Origin of the sequence: Metasolibacillus meyeri, from assembly GCF_003049505.1 — a bacterium.
In the GTDB taxonomy this organism is placed as follows: domain Bacteria; phylum Bacillota; class Bacilli; order Bacillales_A; family Planococcaceae; genus Metasolibacillus; species Metasolibacillus meyeri.
On the sequence record NZ_PYWN01000168.1, the window covers coordinates 1 to 3,386 of the forward strand.

The following is a 3,386-nucleotide window of genomic DNA, read 5'->3' on the forward strand; positions in this document are numbered from 1 at the left end:
AGATGTGTATAAGAGACAGTTGTTATAATGGTATATAATGAAATAAATAAAAGAAAATATTAATACTATGTAACTAAGCATCCAAATTATATAAGTCACTTTATTTTCTTCTATTAACTCTTTTCCAAATCTCCAAATCATAATAACTAATATAACAGCTAACAACATCAACGGAAATAATGGGAAATAATTTATAAAATAACCGTTTTTAAACATAAATTCACTAGGTTCTATAACCTCAAACACCGCAAAAAAATATGCGTCAACAAATAGTATCGTAACTATAATATCTTTAAAACTTTCATTAAGCTTATATTTTTCATTCAAGAGAAGATAACCACATACAGTTCCTATTCCAAGTAATATAATCTTTTCAATCGTCACTTAATCCCAACCTCATATACATATATTGGTAAAATATAGTTAATCAATATCAACCATTAAAAGAACGAAATACTCTTTATGCTATTCTCAATTGTTTCCTCTGTAATACCAATATAACGTAATGTTGTCTTTTGCGATGAATGGTTAAAAATCTCCATCAATGTTGCTACGTCTTTAGTTGCTTGATAATATGTGTAGCCGAACGTTTTACGCATTGTGTGTGTACCAATTGAGTTATTACCAATCATATCACCAGCCTTAGCAATAATGCGATAAGCTTGTGTGGTTGTAATGTGACTATCGCCTTTACGACTAGGGAACAAATAAATTTCATCAGATGGCAACATTTCAATATAATCTGCAATATCAGCCATTAAGTTGTTCAAATAGACTGTACGTTCCTTCTTCGTTTTACCTTCACGAATTTTAAAATTAGATTTGCCTTTCACTTGTTCCACTTTCAAAGCTACTAAATCACCACATCTTAACCCTGTTGAAACACCCAATTTAAATAATAGCTGGTCACGCAATCCATTTTGTGACATTCCTAATGCTTCGATTAATTCATTAATTTCTTGTTTACTTTTTATAGGTTGTACATCAATCAACATGCCTTTCTTTTCATTCAAATTAGCCATGATTTTTCCACCTCTCACATGTATGCTATTTTAATTAATTTCAAATTATCATACATTCAATAGGGTATCAATAATAGAATGTCTTTATATCAGCATTTCATATGTATGCTAAGTTATAAAAGCATACATTTATTATCTCTTTAATTTAGCAATAATACAACACCAGCATTATTATAGATAATTATTTAAGAAAACAACCGCGCACCATATTCCCACTCTTACCTATTGTCATCGTATATATAATCGTACGAATACGATGCTATGCCTATAAGCACATAGGTAACCTACAATTAAAATAGAAAAAAGCCACTTTAATCGTGTATCGTAATGTAACAGTATCGTCAATGTAGATGTATTATATAAATGCATTACCAAGCATTAGATTATTCTACCTTACCATGGTTAAATGTGTAAGTGTCACAAATTAAAAAGAGCCAGCCGAAATTGGCTAGCTCACTAGTTTACTAAATGCGAGTTTAATCCTATTAATTGCATTAACTAACTCTTTACTATTAGATGTAAGGTTATTTTTTCAGTATTCCTTTGAAAAATGCGCTAAAATTATTAAATGGAATATATTTATCATGGTTTTACGATAATTGAATCAAAGTCTACAATATCATCAATTGTTAAAGGTTCAGCAATCTTCTCGCTTGTATATTTCTTTACACTTACCTCTTCCTTTTTTGAAATCGCTATATCTGATAGCATTAACTCCATTTCATCCAATGTTTCATAAAATTTATCACTCATCTTTTTCCCCTTCTTGTGACGTTCAAAAAGAATTGAATAAATTACTGATTTATCTGGACGCTTACTCTCTATTAATTGATTAAGACGTACATTATCCTTTATTACAATACTAAGGGTAGACAATAAACCAAATGATTTAAAACAATTATATAAATTGGCATAATCGTTGATTGATTTAGATTGTAACTTGTTCATCTTTTCAATTAATCGACTGTAGTAAGCATTAAAAAAATCATCTACCCCAATCTCATGAAAAATATCCCTATTTAACAATTCAACTGATACGGAAATAAAAACTGATTTCATTTTCATGTCATCGTATAGCTGCTCTAGTTCCTCAAACATCTCTGCATATTTTTCATTATCACTTAAATAATCATAATTATAAACTGTCAATCCGTAATTATCCAAAATAAACTTTCTACTAGATGAAAATGAATCGTACTTCTTCTTGTCAATGTAAACCTTTTGGTTGTCCAAGTTAATAGCTGAGTAGTGAATAGTTTTCTTAATCAGATTTTCGTCCTCCAAATACTTAAAAGCCTTATCAATCATACTACGATTATTATTTTTAATATAACGCTGGAATCCGTTATAAACTTGTTCGCTATCTTCATCCATATATAAGTCACGGAAGTGTATCCGTATCATTTCTTTATTTATCTGAACGGGATTAAAAGCTTTACAATCAATTGACCATCCATAATTTGAATTTTTACGGCTATCATCCACATCCATTTCAACTAAACGATTAAATACATACTTACTGATTAAATAATCATGTTTATCGAAGCCATTAAACTTTCGATTATCAACTATATTATCTGCCTTCCTTTTCAAACCACGTATAATATACAACGCTGGCTCACCTTTTTTCTTCCCTAGTCTTTCCCAACTTTCACAAATAGCATCAATTTTCTTAGTGAATGATTGATATGAACCATTACTTTTTAAGAATCCTTTTTCAATAAAGTAAGGATTATTTAATTCACTGCCATTGAAGCCATAGTTCATCGTTAATTTGATTAATTCTAATTCTGTTAGTTTAGTTTCTGTCAATATTATTTTCCTCCAATTAAAAATAAAAATCACCCCTAAATTGGCTGTATATAATAAAACTTATATACACTTAAATGAGGGGTAAATTTTTTAGTTTATATTTTTTTCTTAATTTTTAAGATATGAGTGATTAAGAACCTACCGCGCAACAATAAAAAGACATTGTCGCTTGCTTTCACTTAGCTTTTTGCACAAACCGCAAAAATGCAGATTCAGGTTATCTTCCCCTCTACATTCAAATAATAGTACATTCTATTTTTAAATAGATAACTCATCATACACTGAATAACTGAAATTTTAGAAATAAATAATGGGATTGAGGGGGGTGGAAAAGGTGGTGACAAGCGCAATTCTTTCAAATTGGTGTGAATACAGATATTTTTACTTTTGGTCTTATTCCTTTAAACTTTTATATCCAAAAGTTGCTTGTGATAAATTCTTTGTTTGCTCTATAAGCAAAATACCTGACTACTATTATCAGACGTTCTTGCTTTAACAATATAATAGAGTTATTTCCATTTCAAAAAGCTATATCAATTTTGTTGTATCCAT

The 3,386-nt window shown here is 29.4% G+C and carries 3 protein-coding genes; all 3 read right to left on the reverse strand.

The genetic code is table 11. From position 1 onward, the window contains the following. The coding region (locus tag C9J34_RS19475) for a hypothetical protein (protein WP_153062659.1) at positions 1–384 on the reverse strand (384 nt) is incomplete at its 3' end. Positions 385–440: 56 nt separating this feature from the next. After that, positions 441–1,022 carry a tyrosine-type recombinase/integrase gene (locus C9J34_RS19480; RefSeq protein WP_107841841.1) on the reverse strand — a complete coding sequence of 194 codons (582 nt, stop codon included), beginning with the start codon at positions 1,020–1,022 and terminating at the stop codon, positions 441–443. Between the two features lie 582 nt (positions 1,023–1,604). Continuing rightward, positions 1,605–2,834 (reverse strand): transcriptional regulator, encoded by a 1,230-nt coding sequence (locus C9J34_RS19485; protein WP_107841842.1) that lies wholly within the window; start codon positions 2,832–2,834, stop codon positions 1,605–1,607. Positions 2,835–3,386: the final 552 nt, after the last annotated feature.

What these genes read in the sequence shown, in the direction of transcription:
- C9J34_RS19480 (WP_107841841.1), bottom strand. Translation starts at nt 1,022, where the DNA reads ATGGCTAATTTGAATGAAAAGAAAGGCATGTTGATTGATGTACAACCT.